The following is a 21,947-nucleotide window of genomic DNA, read 5'->3' on the forward strand; positions in this document are numbered from 1 at the left end:
CAAAAAAGCCCTAGACAAAAAAGAAAGCAATGGCAAGGATGGTATAAACAGCGATAAGCTGCACGCCCTCGAGCCAGTTCCCCCTTCCGTCTGTCACAAGATAATTGAGGATCATGACAGTTGACAGCAATGCCGCAATTTCAAACAGGTTGAACACCAGCGAGAATTTGTGGTCAAAAAATGAGCTGACAAAAACCAGCACAGGGACAACAAAAAGGCTGATCTGGTTGGCTGAGCTCGCCCCGATTTCAAGCGATATGTTTATCCTGTTTTTCAGGACCATTGTGATTGCAGCAATCATTTCTGCAACGTTGGATATTACGCCGACAACCACTATTCCAATGAATATATGCCCCAGCCCCAATTTCTGGCTGAACGATGTCAGGTCATTCACAAGAATGTTGGCCATGAATGTGACTGCAATCGAAGAAAAGAACAGCACCCACAGCGATTTCCTTTTGCTCCACTCTCCCTCAATTTTGGAGATTATTATGTCTTCTGAGTAAAACAGGTATTTGTGGGTGTACAGTGAGAACAGGAGGCTGGCGATGTATATAAGCGCAAGCACAATTGAGACCAGGGTGCTGAGGAGTTGTGGATCGCTTCCGGTTGTGTACTTGTAAATAGTTGGCATGCTCAGGCCAGTCACGGCTATGACCAGCATTGTCCCGGATATGCCTGCTGATATGATATTGAATTTCTGCTCCTTGTACTTTAATCCGCCTATGAAAACGCTTAATCCGATTAGAAGGAGAATGTTAACCATGATGCTTCCCACAATTGACCCGCGGACAAGGTCCAGATAGCCCTGGGATATGGCAATAATGGACACTGACAGCTCGATGAAATTGCCAAAGGTTGCATTCAGGATTCCGGCGACTTTTGGATTGCTGTGTGCGGCAAGGTTCTCTGTTGCACGGCCAAGCATCCTGGCCAGGCCAACCAGTGCCAGTGTAGCCACAATAAATGCAAGGGTCCTGTAGTCAGAAAAATAATGTATTAAGATTGCTACAGGTATCAGCCATAACAATCCAGCCATGTATCGGTCAAATTTTCTGCCCATGTTGCCTGCTAAGGGTATGCCTGCCTGAACAGATATAAATTACTTGCTGTTTGGCAGCACGTGTGGAAAAGCTTATATATTGTTCACTTTACCTCTCAAAGCAGAAGAAGCTGCTATTATGGGCTCCTAGCTCAGCCATGGCAACTGAACTCTCGGTTGACAAGCGAGGCGTGTAAATGGGATTTTCACTTTGCTCAAATCCCATGAACTCACCGAGAATATCCATGAGCTGAAATGAACAGCCGCAGAAAAGACAATCACAATGGGCTCCTAGCTCAGCCTGGTCAGAGCGATTGGCTCTTATGCATGGAGAAGTGCAAGGAAACCAATAGGTCGGGGGTTCGAATCCCCCGGGGCCCATGACATTTTAATAAAATCATATAGCGAATACCCGCAGACCTATCTGCGCGATAAAGCCCGCCGTTTCCTTGCAATGTTTATGCAAGAGAAAGGAACTGGACAATTAATTATCCAGCGGACTTTTTATTTTGATCATTTTTGGCCTTACGGCATGAGTGTATCCTAAGGTTGTTTCCGGAGTTACATGACCAAGCAGGGATTGTACTGTGGCCACATCTTGTCCAGACTCTAGCAGGTGTGTTGCGAATGAGTGTCTGAAAATATGCGGATGGACATGTTTTCGGATTTTTGCTTTATGGCCTGCCTTTTCCACTATCATTTGTACGGATTTTGTTGTTAATGCACCTTTTCTTCCTGGAAATAACCATAACTTTTCGTGCCCACACCCTCTTTTCAGTTCTTCCACTATTCTTTGTGGTATGATGAATGGCCTGTCCTTATTTCCTTTTCCTCCCCTTACCCATCCAATGTTTTCTTCAAATGAGAAATCATTTATCCTTAACTGTGTAACTTCTCTTACACGTAGCCCTGCACCGTACATTAATGAGACCAATAATTTATGTTTTGGATTTTCTATGACATTCAGTATTTTTTGGACTTCTTCTTTTGTCAGGTATTCTGGCTTTCTTACAGGGGTCTTGGCATATCTTATCTTTAGATAGCATGCCTTATGCAGTATGTCTATCATCATGAATCTGAGTGCATTATGTGCCACATTTAGTGTACTTCCTGATGCCCCTCTTTCTTCCATCTTGTAAAGGAATTCTCGCACATCTTTTTTGGAAAATGCTCTTATTTCCCTGTCCTTATTTGCTAATAAGAATAATTTCACATATTGCATATATGTCTTGACCGTTCTTGGAGATAACTTCCTGCGTAGCATCTCTCTCTTCATATTATAGAGTATGTCAATAGTCATTTCCCCGGGAAATGCTCTCCTCTTAAAATGTGTAATCCTAAAAAATTCGGAGAATTTCCGCCCAATCCCGTAAAATCAGTCTTCACCACCCTCAAAAGAGCACACTTTTTCCTCACCAATCCCTTAAATTCTGCCTTCCCAAGCCCCATAACCCCATAATCCTGCCTTCTTCGCATATATAGTGTTATACGCAATTCAAAAAATATTTTTCTAGATTAATCGAAAGATTTATTTATTCCTATTTTAAATATCAATGTATGGCTTCAACTAAACCAAAAACTTCATCTATAGATAAGTACATTTCACAATTTCCAAAAGAGATTCAAAGGGTTTTAGAAAAGCTTAGGCAAACAATCAAAAAATCGGCTCCAAAATCTGAAGAAACAATGAGCTATGGTATACCGACTTTTGATATGAACGGGAAGCATTTGGTTCATTTTGCTGCATTTAAAAAGCACATTGGCTTCTATCCAACTCCTTCTGGCATAATCAAGTTCCAGAAAAAAATGTCAGATTATGAAACCGCAAAAGGCTCTGTGAAATTTCCTCTGGATAAGCCTATCCCATTTGATTTAGTAAAGGAAATTGTGAAATTCAGAGTTGAAGAAAATAAATCTAAATAAGGTTTAACGAAAAATATTTTTTGAACTCACTCCGCTACGCTCCGTGCCGCGCTGCGCTCTCCTCCTTTCAGTCGTCGGGGCTTATAACAGCGGTTAATTGCAATGATGGCATTTGTAGTAAAAGTATATGGTTAATTTTATTCTTGCAATATCCTAATCGTCTCTCTTTGCACTTTTAATATCAATTCTTTTATTCTTTTTAACTGCTGTAAATCAATGCTTGTTTCAACGCCATAAGTTGAAATTTCCCTGCTCTCTTTTACTGTTGGATTTGTGATGCTCTTTTCAACATCAAGTGTATCAAATTGAGTAACCAAGTCTTTATCCAAGTTCAGTTTCTTCTCGTTTATCAAAGTGAGCAAAACAGTTATCGTACAAGTCTGATTTCTTGACTCATGGCCATATTTGGCGAGGATTGCTAAAAAGCAGTGATATATGGAATAAAAGCCGACATTTAAAGCCCAGTCATATATTTTCAACCTTTCAAGTGTTTGCGCTACACTATAATTATACTCTGACTTCTTAACGTGCTTTTGCGCCAAATCCAAATCTGGCTTTGTTTTTATCAGTCTTTTTGGACCTTTCAAACACCATTTTAGATGCTCGCCTATTTGCAGCATTTTCTAACTACCTCAACATATTTTTCAGGATTATGAAATACAAGACTCTCTGATAGTATACTATAAAAAATTTTGTCGTTTTTATTTAATGCAATATCCTTTTCTGCTATATCCACATATCTTATAGGTTTTTCAACTAATTCAGATTTTCTTATTTCATCCTTTATTTTTTTGATGTCGTTAGATTTTTTAGCATCATACATAAGCAAAATATCTACATCGTTAAAATCCTTAGTTTTTATAGATGAACCAAAAATTAATCCCATTTCAATGCAGTCCTTAAATTTCTTCAAACTATGAGATACCACACTTAACCATTTAGGGAAGTTTCTTTCTTCCAAACTCAGCATATACTCCATAAATTTTATTGCTAGCTTGTTGCCATATTCATAATAAAAAAAGACCGAATTCCCCATGTCTTCTTTGGCTAATAGCTTTTTATCCACCAAAATATTACATAATTTATTAGCGTGAGCGTGATTTATATTCAAAATTCTAGCCAATTGCCTAGCGTTGTATCTATCCTTATAATGCTTAAACAGATAGTTGGCTATCTGAACTTCAATTTTTGTAAATTGTATGTTACTAACATCCATATGTATGCTGAAAACATACATAATATATAAATTTTATGATTTTAAGCCTATAATTTTTGCTTTTAGCATGAGTGTGCCCCTTTACTATTGTCCTTGTAAGTGCACAATTAACCGAAAATTTTATATATTACGTGCCCTTACAGCATCATATGGCTTATATCGAAATATTAAAACGAAATAAAAAAGAGTATTATTACCTCACAAAAAATATAAGGCTTAGTTTAAACAAATGGAAGAAGATAAGGGTGTTCTTAGGGGATAAGAAACCTTCAAAAGAAGAACTAAAAAAATATGCCCGAGAAATAGAGGATAAATCAAAACCTTTTTCAAAAATCTCAAATTATACATATCTTTCAGAGCATGATGCAGAAACCTTGCAGGATTTAAAGGAAAGCTACACAACTTGGCTTAAACAAATTCCAAAAAGTGTCAAGGAAAAACTGAATGAGGATTTCGTAATACGTTTTACATACCATTCCAATGCAATTGAAGGCAATCGGCTTACATTAAGACAAACCGCCCTTATTCTAAAAGATAAGGTAATACCTTCTGGAATACGTGCAGAAGATTACAATGAAGCAATAAACGGAAAAGAATGTCTGGATTATATAAACTTGTATAAAGGCGAATTAAACACAAAATTCCTTGAAAGAATAAATGGGATTCTAACAAAAAACACTGGAGTTGTTTATGGAGGAAGAATCAGATTTTTTGATGTACAGATACAAGGTTCAACGCATGTTCCGCCACCTCATGCTGAAGTCAAAAAGCACTTGCTCAACTTCTCTAAATGGTATAGCGCAAATAAGAATAAACTACACCCATTTGAATTAGCAGTATTGGTTCATGCAAAATTGGCATGGATACATCCCTTTGAGGATGGAAATGGCAGAACTGCAAGAACAGTTATGAATTTTATCTTAATGAAAAAGGGTTTCCCTATGTTTTTTATACCATTTGAGAAAAGAGAAGAGTACTATCAATCATTAGATATTGCCGATAAAGGAGAATATAAAGAATACATCTCCAGAATGCTTCAGTTAATTATAGACCAGATAAGAAGTTACGGGCACAATAAGAAAGAATAATTCTTTGGATTGTGCACATACAATTACTTTTAACAATAACTCCCCGATTCTTGCTACTATTTTTGTGAGTGTGCCCTTTGATTCTTGTCCTTAAAGTATCGCTTCGCTCTTTTGATTGGACTGTGCGCCCCTGCGTCATAGCTATCCCCGGGACATTCGTCAGTCGATCGATGCCGAGTATGGTCGACGTTTTGGCAAGGCTTGACCGACTCCGAAAAATGGGCTCTACTCTGAAGGTCTCCGTCTCATTTTTCTCCGTCCAAATTCCATAAAAAATGCCATGCATTTTTGGGCGCCAAAAACCGAGGGTTTTTAGTGTTTTTCTGCAAGAAAATTAAGTGACTGAAAACAAAAACTTTAATAAATATTCAAAGTTGTTTATAATAAAGGAGAAACTATGACAAAAAAGTCCATCGCAAATGGTGTTGCGCACAATGTGCCAGAAGATATAAAAAAAACTTTGTCTTCCAATTCAGACATCCTTGAAAAATGGAACAACCTTACTCTGATTCAACGTAATGAGTGGATTTGCTGGATTACCATAGTCAAAAAGCCGGAAACGAGGGTTGAACATATACAGCGGATGGTTGCGGAACTAAAAGAAGGCAAACGCCAACCCTGCTGTTGGCCTGGCTGCCCGCACCGCAGACCAAAGGCAAAAAAGTGGTTTTGACATACGTGGAGCACCAGCCCCTAACTTACGAAAACGTCGAGCTGGGTGAAAATGCCTTCTGATATTAGAAGGCTCGGCGGCGCCCTCTTTGCTGACCGCCGCTACGGCAATGTCTTCGTATATCACAACGGCGCGGAATCTTACTATGCCGCCAGGGCGTTCCGTGGCTCGCTAAGGGCCTGGATTTTACGCAGACAGCGAAGGTGGTAAACCTTGCTACACGCTTCAGAAAAGTAACATAGTTCTAATGCATGTGTTTAAGGGATACTGTGCGCTTTTGTTTTTCTAATCAAACAAACGAAGAATGCGCAGGAGGGGGCAAATCAGCCTTCCCTAATTTGCGAATTCTAAGCTCCAGTTTGTTATAATCATCCTTGTGTATCCGGTTCTTGTCAAAAACATCTTTTGATGCGCGGAAATGTTTGGTTATATCATTGCCTTCCTTGCTCCACAGGTCCAGGAGGTCCTTGGCTTCTGTATATCTTGTGGCAGTTCTTTTGGCAACTTGAAAAACTTGACCTCTTGGGTTCGGGACAAACTCATAATAGTCATACAGGATTTGATAAACATAATCCTGCCTCAGTCTTTCTGGAAAACGCTCATACACCAGATCATCTGCATTTATGGTGTACAATTCCTGGTGCACATTTAGGGGCTCGCTCACATCTGCCATTTTCTCACCCTTGCTTCTGTTCATGGGCATCCGCCTTGCCAGCCATTGGTACCTGGCGTATTTTCCTTATTTTCACTTCCAGATTTTCAAATGTATTGGTGTCAATCAGGCCATGTTCCAGCGTCCCCAAAGTCCATCTCAAATCATCAACAATCTCTTTGCCTATTTTCCTCCACAGGTGTTGGATATTCATGGCATGGACCTGTATAGTCTCATCACGCCGATGCTCAATCCGGAACTGGGTGCCTATATATGCCTGGCCGCACGCAATGATAGGGTATGTTACTTCGTAAAGGTATATGGGACGGGGAGTCTTCCGGTCATAGTATTTTTTAAGCGCGTCGGCCACTTTTATTGTCAGGTATTCTTGTTTTGCCATATTCTCACCAATATTACTATTATATAATAGTTAATAGTGTATACCAATATTTAAAATTATTTAATAATTTTTCATAAAAAACAACAAAATTTATATAATAATTGTAGTAAAATAAGGATATGGGCAATTCGCAACTCAAATTGACAGCCATTGACAGAAAACTGCTTTATGAGCTGGATATGGATGCACGGCAGTCCATATCGGCGTTGGCAAAAAAAACCAGGTCAAGCCCCGCAGTCATTGAGTACCGGATGAAAAGGATGGAAAAATCAGGCCTGATCAGGAAGTATATCACCTTCCTTGATGCGGGCAAGCTGGGCCTGATGGTTTGGAATGTCTATCTTAAGCTGCAGAACGCCACAAGCAAGGAAGAAAAGGAAATCCTTGATTATCTCGCATCATTAAAACGGACCTGGTGGGTGGCCTCCTGTTCAGGGAAGTGGGATATCATCTATAGCCTGTGCGTCAAGGATGTAAAGGAATTTTACTCAATTGCAGCTGATGTCCATAACAGGTATGGGGAATTCATAACCGACCAAAACATAGAGGCGCATGCTGAAGTTGAGATAATTTCGCGCGGGTACTTCGTTAAGAAGGGAGGCATGGGCTCGACGTGGTACAAGGCAATAGAAAAAAGCATGATAGATGGCAAAGACCTGAAAATCCTCAAGGCCATTGCAGAAAATGCCAGGTTAATGTCGACAGATGTGGCAAAAAAAACAGGATTGACATCAAGGATTGTGTCTTATCGCATAGCTGAGCTTCAAAAAAATGGGATCATCCATAGGTTCAGGCTGGTCTTGGATGTATCCAAGATAGGGATGAGCTTCTATAAGGTTGTGGTGCACCTGAAAAACTACACTGAAAGGAAAAATTTTGCCCTCAAGCAGCATTGCATTGACGAGGGGAATATATTCCATTATGAGCAGAAAATAGGCTCCTGGATGCTGGAGCTTGAGCTTGACGCCGGGAATTATGAATCAGCTGACAGGCAAATGAAAAGGATGAAGGAAAAGTTCCCTGATTTTATTAGGGACTATGAGCTTCTGCTGATTACCGGAGAGCCAAAGGCGGAATTGGACCTTACCAAGCAGATCTAAAGAAACACCACATCGGGCATGGTCATTGTTCACCTGGGAATAAATAAACTTTAAATAGGTGTCCATGGTTAATTTTTTATGACTAGGGAGGCCTCACATTACCTTGTAAAATCAATTGTGCAGGCAGTAAAGCCTTGGTTTCAGTCGGAACAGATTATTGCAGTTCTGGAAAGAGTTATCAGCGAGAATCCGAAACTTGTCTTCAAAGCCGGAATTAATCACCTTATGCGCGTTCCGAGGATATGGCAGAATTCTGAAAAATTCGAAGCAAAATACAAATTTCCAGGGCCCAGGGTCATTTTTATTAACCCTGGTGAATATTGTCAGCTTCAATGCGATGGCTGCGGTACGCATGACAAATCAACTGAAAAACTTAAATTAGAAGAGATGGATTCCATTGTAAACCAGGCAAAAGAACTTGGTTCACATTCTATTGTTCTTCTGGGCAAAGAACCCCTCCACCCAAAAACTTCGGATGATGTTTATAGCCTGATTGACAATCACAGAGACATGTTCTTCTTTGTTTTTACAAACGCAATAAATTTAGAAAATAGATTCGTCGATTTAACGCAAAAAAATGCTAATATTTTTTGGAATTTGAGCGCTGACGGAATTGGGGAATATTCTGAAAGGTCGCGTGGGAGAGGATCCTTCAGGTTTGTCGAGGATGCAATGGACAGGTTGCATAAAGCGAAGATTCCGTACGGAATCTCCTTTACTGTAAGAGAACATAACCAGGACCATCTTTCAGATCCGGAGACACTGAAATTTTTCAATGATAATGGGGCAGTTGTGGCTCTTTTTTTTCCTTACGGTCCGGCAAATGGTTGGTATAAGGGTGTGATGATGACATCTAAAGAGCGAGCTGCATTTGACGAAAGAATTAAGCATATCCAGGATGAAACGCCGATGGTTTTGATAAATTATGTTGACAGGTTGAAATATGCTGGTTGCGCAGCGGGCAGAGGGCATTTTTATGTAAGGTCTTCAGGAGAAGTGTTGCCTTGCTTTACAACCAGCTTCTCAATGGGCAATGTTAAAGAAACACCATTGGAGCAAATAATTACTTCTCCGGCAGCGAGACAATTTCGTGAATTGCATGAAGAAGGTGGGAATGCCTGCCTGGTTCTAAATCTGCCTCATCGCATTATGGACCTTGCAAGGCAGCAAAATTTGCCGCAGACAGATCCTACTGTTGCAAATGTCGCAAGATTAATTGCAGATGATCCTCTATACAGACAGGAATATCATGCAGGACCGAAATAATTCCTGTTTAACCATTCTCCCTCGTAAAATCACAATATTTAAAAACACCAAAGTTATTTTACCGTCGATGCCAAAGAAATGCATTATATGCGAAGGCCCTGCAGTCTTTTCAATTAGGGGCACGAATGATTTTTACTGCTTCGAGTGCGCAACGGAGAATTTTGCAGACATCAGCGTCCTCGAAAAGCTTGAAGCGCCTCAGCAATAAAAAGTATTAAATACCGCTGATTCTAAAAAACAAGTGCTTGCGGAGGGTTCACCATGGTCTTGGAGCATTTTCGGCGAAAGATGAAGGCTAATCATGGTTTGCTGGAGAACACCATGATAATAGCGGTCACTTCAGTGCTTGCGAACATGTTCAATTATATCTTTTATTTTTACACTGCAAGAAAGCTTGGCCCTGAGCAGTACAGCGTCTTCGGGGCGCTGCTTTCCATATATTTCATATTCTTCTTTCTTACGAACATAATGAACTATATTGTGATTCAATACGTCTCCTATTTCCGTGCAAAGACACAGTTTGACAAGATCAGGAGGATGTTTGACCTTACAACAAAGTCCATGACAATAGTGGGTTTCTCCATATTTCTTGCCCTGGTTATATTGAGCGCGCCAATAAGGCATTTCATAAAGCACGACTCCATTGTGCCGATTGTGTTCCTTGGGCTGTTTATCTGGGCTTATGTCATCCTTGCAACATTTTTTGGCATGCTTAACGGGAACCAGAAATTCAGGTTTCTGGGCGCCGGAAGGGTGACAGATGGTTTTTTCACCCTGGTCTTCGGCGCAGTCTTCCTCAGCCTCGGCATGGGAGTCTCAGGCGCCCTGCTCGGCCTTTTCTTTGCGGCCCTGCTTACAATCCCGTTTGTGATTGTGCCGCTGAAATTCCTCTTTTCCATCCAGCCGGCAAGGATTGGCGATGTTGGCATACTGCCTTACATCCTGAAGTCAATCGGCCTTTCGCTTATAATTGGCATCATGCTGAATATTGACGTGATAATGGTTAAGATATTTTTTACCAGCCTGGACGCGGGCTATTTTGCAGCTGCATCGCTGATGGGCAAGATTATATTCTTTGTGTCAACAGGGATGCTCTCTGTGATGTTCCCCAAGGCAGCGGAATTGCACAGCAATGGTGAGGACAGCAGCCCTTTGCTCAAGGATGCCTTGACCTACACTGCAACAATCGGTTTTTCCATAACCTTGCTCTACCTGGTATTCCCTAATTTTTTTGCGCACATACTTTTCAGCGCTGATTACAAAATAGCAAATCTGATAGGCCTTTATGCGCTGAGCACGACATTTCTTGCGCTTACAAATGTGTTTGTGATGTACAACATGGCAATCAAAAGATTTTCAACTGCCTTTACATTGCTGCCCTTTGCTGTCCTTGAGATAGTGGTCATAAGCGTTTTCCGCAGCTCGTTGTTTGTGGTGCTTTCCCTTATGTGCCTGACTATGTTCCTCGCATTTGTCTCGATTGTTTATTTCAACCAGGAGGAATTCCTCAAGATGTTCAGGAAAACAACAGGCTACAGGAAGTATCCTGTCTCGGCCTATTTGCGGCTCAAGACAGAGTCCGACAGTAATAATAACCGGCACACTTCATCCAGGAAAATCAAGATGGAAGAGCTGGATGAGTTTCTCGATTTGAGCGACATCCCGGATAAAAAAGAGTGACGCAAGGGATCTTAAGGTGCTATAGAAAATGTAAGTCTTGCCATCGTTTATGCGAGCATTTCAATGCCACAGAAGCACATGCAAAGGAGATTGCAAGAGGAATTTGCATCTTCACGCTGAGCCAGAGCATGCGAGCTGATGGCAAGACCGAGGCGTTAGCCGAGATTTTCTACAGCGCTCAATCTTGAGCAAAGTTTCTATATTGGAGTCAAAAGAAAAACATTATTGCTGGATTGTTTCCGTGGTTTCCACGGAATTTTCAGATGATTGGTCAGGCTGCACATCCCTTGCCTGGCCTGAGTCCTGCTGGCCCTGCCTTGGAGATGGCCTTTCAGGCATTTTTCTTTCCAAAAGCTCGGATGGCCTCTTTGTTTCTTCACTGGCCTTGCTCAGCTCCTGGCCAGGAATTGTTTCAAGGACGCGTAGTTCAGCAATGGACAGTGGGTAGGTTTTTTTGAGATGGTCCCTTAACGCCCTTTGGACTTTATAGTTTATGACATCCATGAACAGGGTCAGGTAATTTGATTTTGTGACAACTGCTTCCAGAAATGCAAGCGCTTCCTTTCTCAGGCTGATGTGGATTGATTTCCTTGTCTGTGACTTGGTTACGAACATGGGCTTCAGTTTCATCTTGATGCCGTCTGCAGAACTGCACTTGAAGGAATAGTCAAGCTTGTCCTTCTTTCTCCTCACAATCCTTCGTATGCTGGATGAAACAATTGAATAAGAAACAGGGTATGCTATTCCCTTTGCGCCGACAACCTTCTCAACCCTGAACTTCAGGTTGATATTTTGGTTCTTTGGATTTCCGGTCAGGCTCATCAGGTTTGCCTGGATGTGCCTTCCCTTCATCTGGTCAGGCATTTCCAGCGGCAGCTCGCCAATGAATGTTTCGCCAAAAGTCGAATTGGTATAAACCTGGTACCAGTTTTTTCTCTTGATTCTAAGCTGTGATTTTTCTGTAGCCATTTTGCCAATGAATTGGGACTAATGAACCCTTTATAAAGTTATCTGAGGGATGGCTCTGTTTTAGCAGGTGTTGCTGCCAGCATTTTCAACAGCACATAACAAAACAAGCTTAGCAGAAAACTTCGCCTGAAGGCTCAGGTTTTGCCATCGGCTCGCATGGGCATCTTACTCACGAGGGCAGTTTTCTCCCTGGAGCTTAACGATTTTTGGAATCGCTTAAGTGCCGAACGAGCAGAGCGAGTGACCGCACTCCGAAAACTGCTGCCTGCCTTATTTCCAGGTGCTCGCGGAATTGATGGCAAAACGTAAACTTTCCTGCTAAGCCACAAAACAGTAAACTTTAAATATAATGCCAAAACACTAAATTAATGTCTTCTTCTCGGAGATTCTCGGGAGGTAGATGGGAAAGCAATGAATATTTTGGGCATTTGGCAACGCAATGCCGGCAAAGTTTTTGGCAACCAGGCGTTGAGATGCATTATTTATTGGATAAAGGGTTGGATTGAATGACAAAAATCAAGAAAGGGGATTTCATTGAGCTGGACTACACCGGCAAAAGCAAGGAAGAGGGCATAATTTTTGACACAACAATTGAAAGCGTTGCAAAAGAGAATGGATTATATTCAGGCAAGGCTGAATATGCGCCGGTGATTGTTTGCGTCGGCCAAAAGCATTTGCTGCCCGGCCTGGATGGCCATCTTGAAGGCACGGAGGCAGGGAAGGGTTATACTTTTGACATCCCGCCTGAAGGTGCATTCGGGAAAAAGGACGCCAAGCTTCTCCAGCTGGTTCCAACTGCTAGGTTCAAAAAGGAAAACATCCAGCCAATGCCTGGAATGCAGGTTGACATTGACAACCATATGGGAGTCATTAAGACTGTTTCAGGCGGGAGGACATTGGTTGACTTTAACCATCCGCTGTCTGGAAAAGAAGTTGTCTACTCAATTGATATCAAGAGGATAGTGGAAGACAGCCTTGAGAAGGTCAGAAGCCTGCTCAGGATGCAGCTTGGCCTGAAAGGGCCTGAAATCAGCATGAAGGATGGCACAGTTGAAGTTGATTTCCCGCAGGAAATGCCAAAGGAAATCGTTGAAATGATTGAAAAGCAGCTTGCTGAGCTTGTTCCTGATGTGAAAAAGCTTGTTTTTGTGGCCAAGCCCAAAGCCGATGATAAGGAAGGGAAGGCTCATCAGGATGAAAACAGGGCAAAGGAGCATGCTGGCCATGCGCACAACGAGCATGAAGGGCACAGCCATGCAGGGCATGACCATTCAGGCCACAAGCATTAATTTTATATATTAGAAATGCAAGTGATTTTACCACAAAGGCCGGCGCGCCACCGAGGGCAAATCCAGGCATTGCCAGCCAATGATTGATATTTTGGCCAAGGGAGGCAAGAAGGTGTCACAATGTCAGATTTCCTAAAAGAGATTGTTGATGAAGTCAACCTGAAACAACAGGCAAAGCCAGCCTACCCAGGGATGAAGCAGGCGCCGACAAAAAAGAACGCAATTGATGCTGAGCTGGAAGAGCTGCTCGCAAAACAGCGGGCAACAATCAAGGTTGTTGGCTGCGGCGGCGCCGGCAATAACACAATTAACAGGATTACCGAAGTTGGTGTTGCAGGCGCAGAAACAGTTGCGATAAATACCGATGCCCAGGACCTGCTTTACACATCAGCTGACAAGAAAATACTCATTGGAAAGGAGCTGACCCATGGCCTGGGCGCAGGCTCAATCCCAAAAATCGGTGAAGATGCTGCAAGGGAATCAGAGCATGACATTAAAAAAGCATTGGAAGGCTGCGACATGGTCTTCATAACATGCGGCCTTGGCGGCGGAACAGGGACAGGCTCTGCTCCTGTGGCGGCGGAAGTTGCCAAAAAGCTCGGAGCTCTTGTTGTTGGGATAATAACGATGCCATTCATGATGGAAGGGCACAGAAGGTATGAAAACGCTGTCATTGGCCTGGAAAAGATGGAGCAGACCGTTGACACGCTGATTGTCATACCAAATGACAAGCTTTTGGAGCTCGCCCCTGACCTCCCATTGCACACAGCATTCAAGGTTGCAGACGAAATACTTACAAATGCAGTCAAGGGAATTGCCGAGCTGGTCACCAAGCCAGGCCTTGTGAACCTTGACTTTGCAGACATCAGGGCTGTGATGGGCAAGGGAGGAGTTGCCCTGATCGGCGTTGGCGAAAGCGATACAGAGAACAGGGCGATTGAGGCTGTTGAAAAGGCCATTTCAAACCCATTGCTTGATGTTGATATTTCAGGCGCAAATGGCGCGCTGATTAATGTCCTCGGCGGAGTTGACATGACTCTCAATGAGGCAAGGACAGTTGTCGAGGCTGTTTCGGAAAAACTGGACAGCGATGCCAGGATTATATGGGGAGCGCAGATATCCGAGGACATGCAGCACACAATAAGGGCAATGCTTATAATAACAGGCGTTAAATCCAGCCAGATACTTGGTGCCGGGCAGGGAACATCAGGAAAAAAGAGGGAGATTGAGACAGAGCTCGGCATCGAATTTGTTGACTGATAAGGGGATAGAGGGGAGTGAGAGGCAGGCAGGGCAAATGCGCTTTATGCTGGCCTTGTGCGCAACTTCATTTTCATCAAGGTATATGAATAAGTGAAAAAGGGTCCAAAATGGAAGAGACACAATCGCAAGAACCGGAAGCGCCGGGAAAATTCAAGTCATTCGTAAATGAATGCATCAGGGTGCTGAGGGTCACAAAGAAGCCCAGCAGGGAGGAATTCAAGACTATTGTCAAGGTTTCAGGGCTTGGGATGATGCTCATAGGATTTATAGGGTTCGTCGTAACAATGATCAAGCAGGTATTTTTAAAGTAAAATGCCATGCGATTGGCAAATTTAGCCTGACAAAACAAAACTGAAGAGGAAACAAGGATATAAGGTGAATATCAAAATGAGTGATGATTTCAAGAAGGAATTGGAGCAGCTGAAAAAGCAGCATGTTGACCAGAAAGATGAGAAGCAGGAAAGTGCGGCGCCTGAAAAGCAGGAATCTGCAAAAATGTCTGACAAGGACGAGTTTGCTGAAATGCTGGACGAGATTTCAGAGCCAGCCAAGGACAAAGAGGCTGAAGAAGAGCAAGCTGAGAAGGAGTTGCCTGCAAAGGAAGTGGCAGTGGCTCCCAAGGCTGAAGTCAAGCAGCATATTTTTGCTTTGAGGACAACGGCAAACAGGGAAGACCAGGTCATGGATTTTGTCACAAGCAATGCGAAAAAGAAAAAGCTTGATTTGTATTCCGTCATAAGGCCGCATGGCATGAGGGGATATATTTTCCTGGAGGCCCCATCAAGGAGCGACGCTGAGCAGTCGGCATTCAACGTGCCCTATGCAAGGGGCATTCTGCCAAAGGAGATTGATTATTCTGAAATAGAGCACATGCTTGAGCAGGTCAAGAAGGAAGTGAACATCCGCAAGAATGACATTGCAGAGATTATCTCGGGGCCATTCAAGCGCGAGAAGTGCAAGGTTACAAGGATAGACAAGGCAAAGGAAGAGGTTGTTGTTGAACTGCTTGAAGCCGCCGTGCCCATCCCAATCACAGTCAAGATGGACGCAATCAAGGTCATCAGGCGGGAAAACGAGGGCGAGGATGCTGACAGCGATGAGCAAAAATCAATTGAGGTTCCGCCTTCAGTCGAGTCATCCGGCACTTCCGGGCCAGAAGAGGACGAGTTTTAGGAGGTTATCCTCTATAGTTTTATTTTTTTATTGTTGTTTCTTTTGATTTCTCAGAATTTTAACTTTTGAACAGTAGTTACAATTGCAAAGATTTAAAAGCATCCAATATGCCACCTGCTCATGGATAGCGATTTGCTTTACAGAAGGGTGTACACTCTTGATTCAGAGTTGCAATTCAGGGAAGCTACAGACCAGGTAAAAGCAGCTCTGGAAAAGAATCCAAGTGATCCGGTGGTTATCATCACCGCGGCAGTGCATTATGCCCGCATGGAAAAATTTCCTCTCGCAAGAAGTTATGTGGATCAGATACCATCTGAATTCTTGGATGACCCAAGGCTCCTTATGAGCATTGCCCCAACACTTGTCGAGACTGGCTCAGCAGAAAAGGCCATCCAGAGCCTTGAGAAAGCACTGGGCATCCTGGGAGCCCATGGCATAGATGAGCCTACCCTGGAAATCGACATCAGGCACAATCTAAAAATAGCATACATAAAGGCAGGGTTGCCAGACAAAGCCAAAGCTGAATTCAGCAGGATTCAGGGGATAGAAAGAAATGCAAATTTTGACCATTATCTTGACAAAATGTCGGCCTTATATGCACCTGGTGTCTTAAAAATACAGGATTGGCTGAGCTTCTTGAGAATTTTGGTGCAGGAAGGAGAGAAAGAAGCCCAGGTTTTCTGGGACAGCAAGATGTTTCCAGGCGGCAGGCCAACATTGTCTTAGTGAGATAGTTAGAACTGTTTTTAATTTTCTGGCAAATTTTCCTGGACATTATTTGAGCTTCTGTTGAGCTGGCAAGATATTTTCCAGTTTAATCCGAAAATCTTCTGCAACATAGTGGATTTATCACGAAAAAATTAGGGTTAAGTCCATTAAGAATAAAATTTAAATTATTTAATTATGAATAAAAAAGAAAAACCCCGCTAATGCGAAGCGGCGCCCACGTATTGCTTTATTTTCGCAAATATATATAATTTGCTGATTTTGTGCAAAGGAGGAGAAGTCTAGCCAGGTTTGACGCCTCGCTCAAGACGAGGCGGCGCCCACACGCCATGCGAGTTCGAATCCTCCTAAAAAAGGCGAAGAACGGCACCGTGCTGGAAGCTGCCGCGAATCTCTCGCCTCCGCCGCACAAAATTTCTTTTGAATAATCAAACTTTATAAAGCCATAAACAGCAATATCAAAGAGCAAAGCTTTTAAAGCAACTCTAAATCCCAAATAGCATAATCAGACGGTGATGCACATAGCCAAGGAAAAAGTTGAAGCATTGGTTGAAGGCGGCAAGGCAACAGCAGCCCCGCCATTGGGCCCTGCACTCGGGCCGCTCGGCGTAAATATCGGCAAGGTAGTTGCAGATATAAACAAAAAGACCGAATCATTCAAGGGAATGCAGGTGCCTGTCAAGATAACAGTTGATACTTCTACAAAGGAATATGAGATTTCAATCGGGACCCCTCCGGCTTCAGCGCTTGTGAAAAAGGAGGCAAACATAGAGAAGGGCTCCGGCAACCCATTGCTGGATTTGATTGCAGACATCAAGATTGAGCAGATTATCAAGATTGCAAAAATGAAAGAAGACAGCCTCCTTGGCAAGACAATGAAGGAGAAGGTCAAGGAAATCATTGGAACATGCGGCTCAATGGGCGTAATGGTTGAAGGCGTTACAGCAAAGGCAGCAATAAAGCTTGTTGATGAAGGCAAATTCGACGAGGAGATAAAGCTCCAGAAGACAGAGCTTTCAGCAGCAGAGCTGAAGGAACTGGAAGAGGAGAAGAAGAAGCTTGCAGAGGAGATCCTGAAGAGGCGCGAAGAGTTTGTCAAGAAGGCAAAAGAGATTATCGCGGCCAATGAAGGAAAGGAAAGAGGGTTTATCAAGGGCAAGCTTGGCGAGGCCAAGATTCCGCAGGCCATCATCGACGAACTGCTGCCTGCGGAAGCAGCTGGCGGAGCCGCCGCAGCGCCTGGCGCGCCTGGAGCAGCGCCTGCAAAAGAAGCAGTGGCCAAGGCAGCGCCCGCGAAGAAATAATTTTTTCTTATCTTTGAATAAGAGGATGTTCAGCAAGAAAACATTTTATATGTTTTGAAGCATGGCACAATAAGCTTTATAAAAAAGCTGTATTTCGAAATCACAATGACAGATAATGTCCATGAAAACTGCGGTGTGGCAGCAGTCCATATCCCGGACGGCTCTAAATTCCAAGGCATGGCTCCGAATTTTCTCTATAAATTGCTCATGAATTTGCAGGGCCGCGGGCAGTTGAGCGCAGGGATAACAACTTATAATCCCCTTAGGCCCCGATTGCTTGAAACCCATAGGGACCTTGGGCTTGTCACAGAGGTTTTCAAGGAATCCAATCCGGATGAACAGCTGAAAATTTTCAAGTCCCTGGCAGGCAACACAGGAATAGGCCATACAAGGTATGCGACATGCGGCGCAGATGACAGAGACAATGCGCAGCCCCTTGAAAGGACGCACGGCAGAAGGTGGAAATGGTTTTCTTTTTGCTTTAATGGGAACATTGCAAATTATTCTGACCTGAAAAAGCCGCTGGTTGAAAAGGCTGATTACCACATAATGTTTGACAATGACACTGAAATCATGATGCATTATCTTTCAAGGGAGCTTCAGGCGAAATCCAGGCCGGACATGAAAGAGGTCTTTTCCAGCCTCGCCAAAAAATTTGATGGCGCATTCAATATTGCCTTCATCAATGCAAGGGGGACGCTCATTGTGCTTCGTGACCCGATAGGCTTCAGGCCAATGTGTTATGGCCACTATGAGGATGTCTTGCTCGTATCATCAGAGTCAAACGCCCTGGCAAATTTTGGCGTCACTGACATTAAATACCTCCAACCTGGGGAAGTCCTGCAGGTGCTGGAGGGTAAGATTGCCATAAAGCAGTTGGTGCCATCAAAAAAACAGGCAAGGTGCATGTTTGAATGGGTCTATTTCTCCAACGTTGCATCGCATTTTGACGGCAAATCAGTGTATTTGGCCAGGACAAAGCTGGGAGAAGAGCTTGCCAAGCTTGAGACTTTGCCCATTAACACAAATGAGTATGTGGTTGTTCCGGTGCCGGACAGCGCAAAACCAGCTGGGGATGCATATGCCTATGCCCTTGGCCTGCCGAGCCGTGAAGGCCTCATCAGGAACAGGTTTGCAGGCAGGACATTTATTGAAGGCCGGAGCCGCGAGGACAAGGTCAGGAACAAGTTCACTGTCCAGAAAAATATAATCGAGGGGAAAAAAGTCCTGCTGGTTGACGACAGCATTGTGCGCGGCACCACAACCAGAAACATTGTAAAATACCTGAAAGAGGTTGGAAAGGCAAAGGAAGTCCACATAAGGGTCAGCTGCCCGCCAATTGTGGCACCCTGCTTTTATGGGATAGACATGTCCACCATAACTGAGTTGTTTGCGCCCAGGTTCAAGATCGACCCTAAAAAGCCAATTGAAAAAACAGTGCTGGACAGGATGGCAAAGGAATTGGGCGCTGACAGCCTGATCTACCAGACTATTCCTGGGCTGGCCAGGTCAATCTCGTTCCCGCAGGAAAAGCTGTGCATGGCCTGCCTAAACACAGATTATCCGACAAAGCAAGGCAATCTTTTGTATGGCACAGCCCTTAAGAATGCAATGAACGGGCAAAAGGGCAGGACATATGAAAAGGATAAAGATAAAGGTTCGTGCTAATTATTGTCATGATTCTTTGGCTTTGGTTTTTTGGCTTTTTCGAAAAATGCCTTTTCCATTCTCTTGAGGAATGCCACTTCAAATCCCAGAATCAGCAGGCCGAATATTAGGAAAGGCACGCCAGGTAGGACTGGGAGAAATACGCCCGTAATTCCTATCATGACCAGTATAACGCCAATGGCAATTCCAATCCATCCCCATTTCCTTATTTTTTCAGCGTTCGATATCAGGAATCCTGCCATGCGCTTACCAAATCCCATAGGGTATAATAAATTAACTGTTCCCATGAGATATCCGCAGGGATATGCAAATCGTCATTCATAAGCTTTATAAAACCCCAATTTTTCCCATGAACCTCTAGTATCTCTCCATTATAGGGCATTATATGGAGTTAAAGCAATACACCTAATTGAATAGAGAACAGAAGGAGGATGAGATTATGGCTCAGCAAATTCAGCCGATTTTTATTTTGCCGGAAGGCGCCCAGAGAAGCGTGGGCAAGGATGCGCACTCAACGAATATCATGGCTGCAAAGGCAGTTGCAGAGACAGTCAGGACAACCCTTGGGCCCAAAGGAATGGACAAGATGCTTGTGGATTCAATGGGGGATGTCACAGTCACAAATGACGGGGTCACAATTCTTGAAGAGATGAATATCGAGCACCCGTCAGCAAAGATGATAGTTGAAATTGCCAAGACACAGGAAAATGAGGTTGGCGACGGGACTACAACAGCTGTGGTGCTGGCAGGAGAGCTCCTGAAAAATGCAGAGGAGTTGCTTAACCAAAACATTCATCCAACAGTTGTTGCCAAGGGATACAGGATTGCGTCAGAAAAGGCACAGGTTATCCTGAATGCAATTTCTGAAAAGATTACAAAGGAGGACAATGACAGCCTGATTAAGATTGCCACAACGGCAATGACTGGAAAGGGCGCTGAGTATTCCAAGGAAAAGCTGGCAAAGATGACAGTTGACGCAGTGAAGATGATTGTTGAGTCAGACGGCAACATTGATTCTGAAAATGTGAAAATTGAAAAAAGGTCAGGCGCGCCGGCTGATGATTCCATGCTTATCAAGGGCGTGCTTATCGACAAGGAAAGGGTGCATCCGGGCATGCCGCGGCAGGTCAAGAATGCCAAGATTGCGCTGATTGACAAGGAGATTGAGATATCCAAGACAGAGATTGACAGCAAGATTGAGATAACCTCGCCGGACCAGATGCAGGCATTTTTGGACCAGGAAGAGAAAATGCTGAAAAACCTTGTTGAAAAAATCCTTTCATCTGGCGCAAACGTGGTCATCTGCCAGAAGGGCATTGATGATGTTGCGCAGTATTTCATGTCAAAGAAGGGCGTTTATGCCGTGAGGCGGGTCAGCGAATCAGACATGAAAAGGCTGGCCAGGGCGACCGGCGGAAGGGTAGTCAGCAACATACATGACCTCGATAAGTCAGACTTAGGATTCTCCGGCTCTGTTGAAGAGAAGAAGGTCGGCGATGAGCAGTACACATTCATCCAGGATTGCAAGAACCCGAAGGCAGTTACCCTGCTTGTAAGAGGCGGCACAGAGCATGTGACAAATGAGATAGAAAGGGCAATCAGTGATGCAGTAGGGGATGTTATTGCAGCCTTGAGGGTTGGCAAGATTGTGGGCGGAGCTGGTGCAGTCGAGATTGAGCTTTCCAAGCAGCTTTACAAATTTGCGAATTCCCTATCAGGCAAGGAGCAGCTGGCAGCAAAAGCCTTTGCGCAGTCACTGGAAGTCATACCCAAGACCCTTGCAGAAAATGCAGGCTTGGACCCGATTGATGTCCTGACTGAGCTGAAGGCCGCGCATGACAAAGGCCAGAAGTGGGCCGGAATCAATGTATTTACAGGCAAGGTCATGGATGCCATGAAAAACGGCGTAGTCGAGCCATTGAAAATCAAGACTCAGGCAGTGAGCTCAGCATCCGAAGTTGCAATAATGATATTGAGGATTGATGACCTCATAGCAGCTGGCAAGTCCAGTGGGCCATCAGGAGGAGGGCCGCAGATGCCGCCGGGCATGGGCGGTATGGGCGGTGAATACTAATGGGACGAATTAAAACAAAGATGATAAAGAGGCTGACAAAAAAGCTCATGAAATCACATAGTGATTCTTTCAGCGAGGATTTCGGCAAGAACAAGGCATTGACAGCGAAGTGGACGACAAAATCATCGCCCAAAATCAGGAATATCATTGCTGGCTATGTTACCAGGCTGAAGAAAAAGGGCTACCAGGAAGGGCAGGCCCTGCCAAGAGCGCCGCCTCAGCAGAAATATTCTGACAGGGGAGACATGTACGGAAGCTCTGACAGGCAAGGCAGAAGGGGCGGCAGCGGCCGTTCCAGGAACCAGCGATAATTTTGCCTGGATATTTTTTTGTTTTTCCCGGGTTTCTTTGTTTTTTCCATCTTGAGTTATCCGTTCTTTATGGCTTTTTCAGCTGTTTAAGCGCAAATTTAATATAATTGGAGTGCAATTGATTGCCTAT

At 43.7% G+C, this 21,947-nt stretch carries 25 protein-coding genes, 2 tRNA genes and 1 pseudogene; 19 read left to right on the top strand and 9 right to left on the bottom strand.

Annotation, left to right across the window (positions count from 1 at the left end; all coding sequences use genetic code 11):
* Positions 1–10: 10 nt before the first annotated feature.
* Positions 11–1,063, bottom strand: a complete 1,053-nt coding sequence (gene cax / locus J4227_05240) for a calcium/proton exchanger (GenBank protein MBS3109906.1) — start codon at positions 1,061–1,063, stop codon at positions 11–13.
* 264 nt (positions 1,064–1,327) lie between these two features.
* On the opposite strand from cax, the gene J4227_05245 reads away from it, so the two are divergent.
* A tRNA-Lys gene (locus J4227_05245) sits at positions 1,328–1,423 on the top strand.
* Between the two features lie 103 nt (positions 1,424–1,526).
* On the opposite strand, the gene J4227_05250 is transcribed toward J4227_05245, so the two are convergent.
* Both J4227_05250 and J4227_05255 read right to left on the bottom strand, forming a co-directional pair.
* Positions 1,527–2,342: a tyrosine-type recombinase/integrase gene (locus J4227_05250; protein ID MBS3109907.1), complete on the bottom strand. Its 816-nt coding sequence runs from the start codon at positions 2,340–2,342 to the stop codon at positions 1,527–1,529.
* Positions 2,339–2,518, bottom strand: a complete 180-nt coding sequence (locus J4227_05255) for a hypothetical protein (protein ID MBS3109908.1) — start codon at positions 2,516–2,518, stop codon at positions 2,339–2,341. The genes J4227_05250 and J4227_05255 overlap by 4 nt, the downstream gene beginning before the upstream one ends.
* A gap of 81 nt (positions 2,519–2,599) precedes the next feature.
* Here J4227_05255 and J4227_05260 point away from each other — a divergent pair, with 81 nt between their 5' ends.
* Positions 2,600–2,965 carry a DUF1801 domain-containing protein gene (locus tag J4227_05260; GenBank protein MBS3109909.1) on the top strand — a complete coding sequence of 122 codons (366 nt, stop codon included), beginning with the start codon at positions 2,600–2,602 and terminating at the stop codon, positions 2,963–2,965.
* Between the two features lie 137 nt (positions 2,966–3,102).
* Here J4227_05260 and J4227_05265 read toward each other — a convergent pair whose 3' ends face one another.
* Both J4227_05265 and J4227_05270 read right to left on the bottom strand, forming a co-directional pair.
* A complete protein-coding gene (locus tag J4227_05265; GenBank protein MBS3109910.1) occupies positions 3,103–3,585 on the bottom strand; it encodes a HEPN domain-containing protein in 483 nt (160 codons plus the stop codon).
* Positions 3,573–4,181, bottom strand: coding sequence for a hypothetical protein (locus tag J4227_05270; GenBank protein ID MBS3109911.1), 609 nt, complete (start codon positions 4,179–4,181; stop codon positions 3,573–3,575). Before J4227_05270 ends, J4227_05265 begins: the two co-directional genes overlap by 13 nt.
* Before the next feature lie 149 nt (positions 4,182–4,330).
* Between J4227_05270 and J4227_05275 the strand changes: the two genes are divergently transcribed.
* From J4227_05275 to J4227_05285, 3 genes and pseudogenes are all read left to right on the top strand, one after another.
* Positions 4,331–5,269, top strand: coding sequence for a Fic family protein (locus J4227_05275; protein ID MBS3109912.1), 939 nt, complete (start codon positions 4,331–4,333; stop codon positions 5,267–5,269).
* A gap of 397 nt (positions 5,270–5,666) precedes the next feature.
* Positions 5,667–5,942 carry a YdeI/OmpD-associated family protein gene (locus tag J4227_05280; protein MBS3109913.1) on the top strand — a complete coding sequence of 92 codons (276 nt, stop codon included), beginning with the start codon at positions 5,667–5,669 and terminating at the stop codon, positions 5,940–5,942.
* Positions 5,943–5,969: 27 nt separating this feature from the next.
* Positions 5,970–6,152: pseudogene (locus J4227_05285) on the top strand (DUF4256 domain-containing protein).
* Between the two features lie 79 nt (positions 6,153–6,231).
* Here the strand turns inward: J4227_05285 and J4227_05290 are convergent.
* Together J4227_05290 and J4227_05295 are read right to left on the bottom strand one after the other, a co-directional pair.
* Positions 6,232–6,639 (bottom strand): hypothetical protein, encoded by a 408-nt coding sequence (locus J4227_05290; GenBank protein ID MBS3109914.1) that lies wholly within the window; start codon positions 6,637–6,639, stop codon positions 6,232–6,234.
* Complete coding sequence (locus J4227_05295) at positions 6,620–6,994, bottom strand: hypothetical protein (protein MBS3109915.1); 375 nt, start codon at positions 6,992–6,994, stop codon at positions 6,620–6,622. The genes J4227_05290 and J4227_05295 overlap by 20 nt, the downstream gene beginning before the upstream one ends.
* Before the next feature lie 119 nt (positions 6,995–7,113).
* Here J4227_05295 and J4227_05300 point away from each other — a divergent pair, with 119 nt between their 5' ends.
* The 4 genes from J4227_05300 to J4227_05315 all read left to right on the top strand — a co-directional run bounded on the left by J4227_05300 (position 7,114) and on the right by J4227_05315 (position 11,040).
* A complete protein-coding gene (locus J4227_05300; GenBank protein ID MBS3109916.1) occupies positions 7,114–8,094 on the top strand; it encodes an Lrp/AsnC family transcriptional regulator in 981 nt (326 codons plus the stop codon).
* A gap of 78 nt (positions 8,095–8,172) precedes the next feature.
* A complete protein-coding gene (locus J4227_05305; protein MBS3109917.1) occupies positions 8,173–9,360 on the top strand; it encodes a radical SAM protein in 1,188 nt (395 codons plus the stop codon).
* A gap of 67 nt (positions 9,361–9,427) precedes the next feature.
* A complete protein-coding gene (locus J4227_05310; protein MBS3109918.1) occupies positions 9,428–9,568 on the top strand; it encodes a hypothetical protein in 141 nt (46 codons plus the stop codon).
* A gap of 53 nt (positions 9,569–9,621) precedes the next feature.
* Positions 9,622–11,040 (top strand): oligosaccharide flippase family protein, encoded by a 1,419-nt coding sequence (locus tag J4227_05315; protein ID MBS3109919.1) that lies wholly within the window; start codon positions 9,622–9,624, stop codon positions 11,038–11,040.
* A gap of 222 nt (positions 11,041–11,262) precedes the next feature.
* On the opposite strand, the gene J4227_05320 is transcribed toward J4227_05315, so the two are convergent.
* Positions 11,263–12,009, bottom strand: a complete 747-nt coding sequence (locus J4227_05320; protein MBS3109920.1) for a hypothetical protein — start codon at positions 12,007–12,009, stop codon at positions 11,263–11,265.
* Positions 12,010–12,515: 506 nt separating this feature from the next.
* Between J4227_05320 and J4227_05325 the strand changes: the two genes are divergently transcribed.
* From J4227_05325 to J4227_05360, 8 genes are all read left to right on the top strand, one after another.
* Positions 12,516–13,298 carry an FKBP-type peptidyl-prolyl cis-trans isomerase gene (locus J4227_05325; GenBank protein ID MBS3109921.1) on the top strand — a complete coding sequence of 261 codons (783 nt, stop codon included), beginning with the start codon at positions 12,516–12,518 and terminating at the stop codon, positions 13,296–13,298.
* Positions 13,299–13,490: 192 nt separating this feature from the next.
* Positions 13,491–14,558: a cell division protein FtsZ gene (gene ftsZ / locus J4227_05330; protein MBS3109922.1), complete on the top strand. Its 1,068-nt coding sequence runs from the start codon at positions 13,491–13,493 to the stop codon at positions 14,556–14,558.
* A 110-nt stretch (positions 14,559–14,668) separates the two neighbouring features.
* Entirely contained in the window at positions 14,669–14,872 is a 204-nt protein-coding gene (locus J4227_05335; protein ID MBS3109923.1) for a protein translocase SEC61 complex subunit gamma, read from the top strand.
* A 76-nt stretch (positions 14,873–14,948) separates the two neighbouring features.
* Positions 14,949–15,734, top strand: coding sequence for a transcription elongation factor Spt5 (locus tag J4227_05340; GenBank protein MBS3109924.1), 786 nt, complete (start codon positions 14,949–14,951; stop codon positions 15,732–15,734).
* 120 nt (positions 15,735–15,854) lie between these two features.
* A complete protein-coding gene (locus J4227_05345; GenBank protein MBS3109925.1) occupies positions 15,855–16,460 on the top strand; it encodes a hypothetical protein in 606 nt (201 codons plus the stop codon).
* 270 nt (positions 16,461–16,730) lie between these two features.
* Positions 16,731–16,867 (top strand) — tRNA-Leu (locus tag J4227_05350).
* Positions 16,868–16,981: 114 nt separating this feature from the next.
* Entirely contained in the window at positions 16,982–17,764 is a 783-nt protein-coding gene (locus tag J4227_05355) for a 50S ribosomal protein L11 (protein MBS3109926.1), read from the top strand.
* Between the two features lie 105 nt (positions 17,765–17,869).
* Positions 17,870–19,432 carry an amidophosphoribosyltransferase gene (locus J4227_05360; GenBank protein MBS3109927.1) on the top strand — a complete coding sequence of 521 codons (1,563 nt, stop codon included), beginning with the start codon at positions 17,870–17,872 and terminating at the stop codon, positions 19,430–19,432.
* On the opposite strand, the gene J4227_05365 is transcribed toward J4227_05360, so the two are convergent.
* A complete protein-coding gene (locus tag J4227_05365; protein ID MBS3109928.1) occupies positions 19,429–19,674 on the bottom strand; it encodes a hypothetical protein in 246 nt (81 codons plus the stop codon). The two genes, J4227_05360 and J4227_05365, sit on opposite strands and share 4 nt — an antisense overlap.
* 197 nt (positions 19,675–19,871) lie before the next feature.
* On the opposite strand from J4227_05365, the gene J4227_05370 reads away from it, so the two are divergent.
* Together J4227_05370 and J4227_05375 are read left to right on the top strand one after the other, a co-directional pair.
* A complete protein-coding gene (locus tag J4227_05370) occupies positions 19,872–21,506 on the top strand; it encodes a TCP-1/cpn60 chaperonin family protein (GenBank protein ID MBS3109929.1) in 1,635 nt (544 codons plus the stop codon).
* On the top strand, positions 21,506–21,817 hold the full coding sequence (locus J4227_05375; GenBank protein ID MBS3109930.1) for a 30S ribosomal protein S17e: 312 nt from the start codon (positions 21,506–21,508) through the stop codon (positions 21,815–21,817). The genes J4227_05370 and J4227_05375 overlap by 1 nt, the downstream gene beginning before the upstream one ends.
* Positions 21,818–21,947 lie beyond the last annotated feature (130 nt).

This window comes from Candidatus Woesearchaeota archaeon (genome assembly GCA_018303405.1).
GTDB lineage: Archaea > Nanobdellota > Nanobdellia > Woesearchaeales > JABMPP01 > JAGVYD01.

Coding starts and splice junctions, on each gene's coding strand:
- cax (MBS3109906.1), bottom strand. CDS start 1,063: ATGGGCAGAAAATTTGACCGATACATGGCTGGATTGTTATGGCTGATA.
- J4227_05250 (MBS3109907.1), bottom strand. CDS start 2,342: ATGACTATTGACATACTCTATAATATGAAGAGAGAGATGCTACGCAGG.
- J4227_05255 (MBS3109908.1), bottom strand. CDS start 2,518: ATGCGAAGAAGGCAGGATTATGGGGTTATGGGGCTTGGGAAGGCAGAA.
- J4227_05260 (MBS3109909.1), top strand. CDS start 2,600: ATGGCTTCAACTAAACCAAAAACTTCATCTATAGATAAGTACATTTCA.
- J4227_05265 (MBS3109910.1), bottom strand. CDS start 3,585: ATGCTGCAAATAGGCGAGCATCTAAAATGGTGTTTGAAAGGTCCAAAA.
- J4227_05270 (MBS3109911.1), bottom strand. CDS start 4,181: ATGGATGTTAGTAACATACAATTTACAAAAATTGAAGTTCAGATAGCC.
- J4227_05275 (MBS3109912.1), top strand. CDS start 4,331: ATGGCTTATATCGAAATATTAAAACGAAATAAAAAAGAGTATTATTAC.
- J4227_05280 (MBS3109913.1), top strand. CDS start 5,667: ATGACAAAAAAGTCCATCGCAAATGGTGTTGCGCACAATGTGCCAGAA.
- J4227_05290 (MBS3109914.1), bottom strand. CDS start 6,639: ATGAACAGAAGCAAGGGTGAGAAAATGGCAGATGTGAGCGAGCCCCTA.
- J4227_05295 (MBS3109915.1), bottom strand. CDS start 6,994: ATGGCAAAACAAGAATACCTGACAATAAAAGTGGCCGACGCGCTTAAA.
- J4227_05300 (MBS3109916.1), top strand. CDS start 7,114: ATGGGCAATTCGCAACTCAAATTGACAGCCATTGACAGAAAACTGCTT.
- J4227_05305 (MBS3109917.1), top strand. CDS start 8,173: ATGACTAGGGAGGCCTCACATTACCTTGTAAAATCAATTGTGCAGGCA.
- J4227_05310 (MBS3109918.1), top strand. CDS start 9,428: ATGCCAAAGAAATGCATTATATGCGAAGGCCCTGCAGTCTTTTCAATT.
- J4227_05315 (MBS3109919.1), top strand. CDS start 9,622: ATGGTCTTGGAGCATTTTCGGCGAAAGATGAAGGCTAATCATGGTTTG.
- J4227_05320 (MBS3109920.1), bottom strand. CDS start 12,009: ATGGCTACAGAAAAATCACAGCTTAGAATCAAGAGAAAAAACTGGTAC.
- J4227_05325 (MBS3109921.1), top strand. CDS start 12,516: ATGACAAAAATCAAGAAAGGGGATTTCATTGAGCTGGACTACACCGGC.
- ftsZ (MBS3109922.1), top strand. CDS start 13,491: ATGAAGCAGGCGCCGACAAAAAAGAACGCAATTGATGCTGAGCTGGAA.
- J4227_05335 (MBS3109923.1), top strand. CDS start 14,669: ATGGAAGAGACACAATCGCAAGAACCGGAAGCGCCGGGAAAATTCAAG.
- J4227_05340 (MBS3109924.1), top strand. CDS start 14,949: ATGAGTGATGATTTCAAGAAGGAATTGGAGCAGCTGAAAAAGCAGCAT.
- J4227_05345 (MBS3109925.1), top strand. CDS start 15,855: ATGGATAGCGATTTGCTTTACAGAAGGGTGTACACTCTTGATTCAGAG.
- J4227_05360 (MBS3109927.1), top strand. CDS start 17,870: ATGACAGATAATGTCCATGAAAACTGCGGTGTGGCAGCAGTCCATATC.
- J4227_05365 (MBS3109928.1), bottom strand. CDS start 19,674: ATGGCAGGATTCCTGATATCGAACGCTGAAAAAATAAGGAAATGGGGA.
- J4227_05370 (MBS3109929.1), top strand. CDS start 19,872: ATGGCTCAGCAAATTCAGCCGATTTTTATTTTGCCGGAAGGCGCCCAG.
- J4227_05375 (MBS3109930.1), top strand. CDS start 21,506: ATGGGACGAATTAAAACAAAGATGATAAAGAGGCTGACAAAAAAGCTC.